Annotated in this window: 1 protein-coding gene and 1 pseudogene; both read right to left on the bottom strand. The window is 49.0% G+C overall.

Going from position 1 to position 5554, the window contains the following annotated elements; all coding sequences use genetic code 11:
- Positions 1 to 553, bottom strand: a pseudogene (locus tag CAG65_RS06790) (hypothetical protein); the annotation flags it as partial.
- A gap of 620 nt (positions 554 to 1173) precedes the next feature.
- Positions 1174 to 5554, bottom strand: a 4381-nt coding sequence (locus tag CAG65_RS06785; protein ID WP_161453004.1) for a tandem large repeat, incomplete at its 5' end; no start/stop codon positions are given.

Here is a 5554-nt window from a genome sequence, read left to right as displayed (position 1 = left end):
TATCAGAATAATAGTAGGACTGGCTATCCTTACTAAAGGTTCCATCCCAGCAGCTACGTAATTCATTAACTATTTTACGTTCTTTTAAGTCGAAAATAAGACAGGGTGTAGGGTCTAAATTGTACGCGTAGTGAGTCGATAAGTATCTTCCATTAGAAGAACGAATATTATAGCCAGTCGGAAGATTTCCCAATTCTTCACGGTCCAGTAGTAGACGAATATCTGTACCATTCATATTCATGGTATAAATCGTACCATCCCTTCCGTAATTAAACATAATTTGTGGCTGTTTATGTATGGCATCCCACTGCTCTATAGGAGAGAAAGCTGGCATTTTAACAACAATGTCCCAAGAAGGAATACGTTGTTTAGCAGTCCCAAACGGATCCCATTCTCGCCATTTAACAATCCGATCAATTCTTACTTGTACTTCTGGATCTAAATGAGGCTTGGAGTTCCAATAAGCAACTCCAGCACCAATAATGACCACAGCTGCAACTGCAACTGCAACTGCAACTGCAACTGCAACAGAGATTAGGAGTTTTTTGTTCATAGTTCTATCCAAAAAGTCGTCGTACGCATATCACTATCATTTGATTCCACTGTGTCGTGACTATCCGATCGTTTGCACACATGAGATACGCTTTTGTTTATAGCAATGGAAGGCTTGGAGGAGCATGAGAAGAAAAAGAAGGAGTGCGGCTATTAATAAGCAGCACTCCGAAAGTAACGATATGTCTGGCAGCCATAGCTGCCACTACGTATTCCCACACGCAAAACCGATACTATGCTAGGTTGTAAGCAACGCTTACTTTAAAAGCAGGACTGTGTTTACAAAGCTTTGAAAACACACAGGATAGGACTATATAGGCTCGATTGTATTGAAACAAGATGACTAATCCGCCAGCATAACCGACTAATCCACTACCAATCATTGTTCATAAATGTGTAATTAGGCTATGGCTGCATTTATTAGCACAGTTGGGTTATGGTAATCGTCGAAAATTAGTGCAAATCCAATGTCTAAAAAAAGCAATTTCTTCAAAGAAAATCACAACAAATCACTATTAGGCTCACAATCCAGATGACATTCTGAATAGAATTTGAGAACGCAATCACATTACCAACAATATATAGAAAAAGGGCCAGCATGCCGCTGGCCCTTTAATGAAACTATGCCGCTAACGGATAATTCCAATTGTCCGTGGTTAACATCGCCGTTGACTTACTTATCGTCAGCGAATCAATCGCGTCCAGAGCCTGGCCGTTAGTCGCTTTAACTTCTATGGTGTACGTGCCTACTGACCATGACTCCATATCAATGGATTCTGATGTCCAACTGCCATCACTACCTATGGTGGTAGTGCCTAAGTATTCATTGGAAACTTCTGAATCTCGGGTGATGGTAATGGTGACTGTCGTTGACTCCGCCAGGCCGGTTGACGTGCCAGTTATCACGGTTGAACTGGTCATTTCCACCGGTTCCTTTATCGCAATGGTCGGTGTGACCTTGAATACATCATCATGTTGACTGCCGTCGTTGCCTACTTGATCCTGATAGCCACTACCCAATACCAAATCCAGTGATTCATCTACTGCGCTAACATTTACCGCAACAGTCCCTTCCCAAGTCGTCGCAGGTGCAGTTACGCTGCTAAAATCGATAACCTCGCCTCCCAGAGTCGCGGCAACACCGCTAGAAACCCGTTCATCAAAGGTGATGGTCACCGTCACTTCATCGCCATTTTGCGGCGACTCTGGGCTGTAAACCACGCTCTGGACGCTTGGCGCGTCTTTATCCAGTGTCAACTCAACCTGAGTGGCACTCACGCTAACCGATTTCTGATTCGTACCGGCCACATCCACTTTGATCGTGCCAGAATCTAAGTTCGCAATATCTTGTGTCAGGTTCCAGTCACCAAACTCATCGACCGTTACTTGCGCAGTTTCCGTTTGGTCACGCAGATCCGTCAACGTGACGGATAATGCACTGCCCTGTTCGAAGTAGGTTGTGCTGCCTGTCACGGTAAGATTGCTATTTGATGTACCCGGAGCATTGACAGAGATCGTCGGCGTATATGGCAATGTATGGCTAGAATCTTCCGCGCCTAGATTGCCCGCACTGTCTTCATACCCAGAGACCAGCAAAGACGCACTGTCTCCTGATTGAGTCGGCATTGTGACAGTACCACTCCAAACGATGTCATCGTTGGAGTTCAGCGCCACCGCCTCTCCTCCCAGTGTCGCAGCCACGTTGTGGACCACTTCGCTAAAAATCAGTGTCACCGCCACGTCCTCGCCAGCACTTTGATGCTCTGGGTTAAATTCAACCTGAGTCAGGGTTGGAACCTGTGTATCCAGCTCCAGAGAGATCGCCGCTGAACTAAAGCTCTCGCTATTGCGATCTGCCGATGCCTGAACACTGACTTCACCGTCGTTAGCGCTCAAATCAAACGCTACCGACCACTGACCGTCACTGAGAACCTGAGCGGTTTCCGACTGAAGCGTACTGCCCGCCTGCTCTGCTACAACGGTTATTAGCGTGTCGGTCGCCAAACCGGTTGTTTGACCACTGATCACAACTGTCTTCGCTTCAGTCAAGCTGTATGGCGCATCCTGATTTGGTGTCAAAGCCCAGGTCACTGGTGTATTCACGGTTTGTGAATGCGCATCCAGAGTATTTCCCACGGCGTTGTTGAAACTACTCACCTCGACATCTACTGTGTCCTGCGTGGCAGCAAGTGATAACGTTGATGTTGTGGTGGCCGTCCATTCCGTGCCTGAGCCCGTTAAGGTCGTGTTTACACCCGCAATCGTTACTGCCCCTTCGGTCACCGACTCGCTGAAGGACACTGTGACCACCCCCTGAGCACCGTTGCTCAGGGTATCAACGACAATATCAGTAACAACCGGTTTCTGCTGATTCAATGTCACTGTCTTATCCGTAGGTGCGAAATCGCTGGCATTCACGGTGACGCCATTTGCCACCGTCACATTCCCGCCAAACACCAAAGCAATCGAACCATCGGCAAATTCAGCAAGATTGTACTGCGCACTTGTCCACGTGCCGGCAGTGTCGTCGTAACTCACCAGCAGAGCGTCCGTTTCTACTGCAGCGCCATCTTTATCCAAACCGGTTAGTTTCAATGTCAGTGCTGAAGAAACAACGTGGTTAAATGTACCACTGATGCTCACCGCCCCCGACTCAGAGCCATTGACCAGCATTGGCAGACCTGCTACTGCCATTTCTGGTGAGTATGCCAGTGAGTAGTCACTGCTCTGAACACCCAGATTGCCATAGGCATCCTTAAAGCTAGAAATGGTCAGTGTTACGGCATCTGTTGAGTCTATGGATGGAACAACCAGATCTGCGCTCCAGATATCGCCATCGGCATTCGCCGTGAATGCGGCTTCTTGTCCACCGAATGTCGCCGTGACTTCTGTGACCTTCTTGCTAAACGCCAGTGAGGCATGAACCGACTCGCCAGCATCCTGATGCAATGGATTAAAGGTGACATTGTTTAAAATCGGTGCTTTGTTCGACAACTCAACATCTTGCGTAACCACTTCTGCACTTTGACCCTGGCTATTCTGACCGGCAATTTCAATGCTCCAGTTCCCTTCATCCAGCGTACTGACATCGACATTGCTTAACGTCCAGCGACCTGTGCTGCCGGTCACATCGACAGTTTGTGGTGCTGGCTCGGTGGCTCCGTCTTTACTGATGAAACTCACTGTCACTTGATCAGCAGCCAGGTCACCAAAGCCGAATGCATCGCCAGTTAATGTCACATTGCTCGCGTTATCTGGGGTGATGGTGACGGTATCCAGTGTGACCGTTGGTTTGATTGCAAAGTCGTATTCGGCTCCCGCTGCGACTGTATTACCCACTTCATCCAGGTATTGACCCAGAATCAAGGTCGCTTCAGCCGATGTCATGTTTCCTAATGTGACTTCGCCTGTCCATTGTGTTGCAGCACCGCTTGTGCTCCAGACAACAGACTGACCACCCAGTGTGGTTGCGCCCACAGAGGTAATGGCCTTGGTAAAGTTCACCTTCACCGCCACAGCTTCACCAGAAAGCGGTGTCGCTGGTGTCAGTTGTGGGGTGCCATCGACCGAAGGCGCCTGAGTATCCAATTGCAGAGTTTTGGTTTCTGATTCAAAAGTCTGCGCATTACGTGTTGCTGATGCCTGAACACTGACTTCGCCATCACTGGCACTCAAATCAAACGCTACAGACCACTGACCATCGCTGAGAACCTGAGCGGTTTCCGATTGAAGCGTACTGCCCGCCTGTTTTGCGACCACAGTGATCGAGGTACCGGCAGCCAGACCCGTTGTTTGGCCACTGAGCACCATGTTCTTCGCCTCTTCCTGGCTGTATGGCGTATCCTGATTTGGTGTCAAAGCCCAGGTCACTGGTGTATTCACGGTTTGTGAATGCGCATCCAGAGTATTTTCTGCGGCGTTTTTGAAACCACTCACTTCGACATTCACCGTTTCCTGCGTAGCTGAAAGCGCTATCTCTGATGTGGTGGTTGCCGTCCATATGCTGCCAGAGCCCGTTAAGGTCGTGTTTACACCCGCAATCGTCACCGCCCCTTCGGTCACCGACTCGCTGAAAGTCACATTCACCACAGCAGCGGAACCATCGCGTAACGTATCAACACTGATGTTGCTAACGCCCGGCTTTTGCTGGTTCAGCGTCAATGTCTTATCCGCAGGCGCCAGTTCACTGGCGTTGACCGTAATACTGTTTGCCACTATCACGTCGCCACCGAAGACCAGTGTGATCGTGCCATCGGTAAACCCAGAAATGTCGTATGCTGAGCTTGCCCAAGTTCCTGCATTGGCGTCGTAGTTCAGCGGTTGAGCGGCCGTTTGCTGCGTCGCACCTTTTAGCTGCAGTGTCATCGTGGAAGATGCCACATGCGTAAACGTACCACTGATGATGACTGATTTAGCGTCAGACTCATTGACCTGATCAGGCATCACAGTCACTGCCATCTGTGGTGAATACGCCAGCGAGTAGTCACTGTTGGCTTGACCAGCATTGTTATAAACATCTTTATATCCAGACACATTCAACGTCACAGTGTCACCGCTCATGGATGGGACGCTCACAGAACCATTCCAGTTGATGCCATCCTCTGAGTCGAAAGTGACAGACTGGCTCCCCAGAGCGGCTGAAACATCCTTCACCACTTTGTTGAATACCATATTGATATCGACATTCTGACCAGCACTTTGGTGCTGTGGGTTAAATGTCACACTACTCAAGCTTGGAGCCTGATTAGACAGCGTCACATCCTGCTTCACCACACTTGCACTGTGACCCTTGCTATTCTGACCGGCAATTTCAATGCTCCAGTTCCCTTCATCCAGCGTACTGACATCGACATTGCTTAACGTCCAGCGACCTGTGCTGCCGGTCACATCGACAGTTTGTGGTGCTGGCTCGGTGGCTCCGTCTTTACTGATGAAACTCACTGTCACTTGATCAGCAGCCAGGTCACCAAAGCCGAATGCATCGCCAGTTAATGTCACATTG

The organism is Vibrio sp. V39_P1S14PM300, assembly GCF_009904765.1.
GTDB lineage: Bacteria > Pseudomonadota > Gammaproteobacteria > Enterobacterales > Vibrionaceae > Vibrio > Vibrio proteolyticus.
This window is presented reverse-complemented; position numbering and strand designations above follow the sequence as displayed.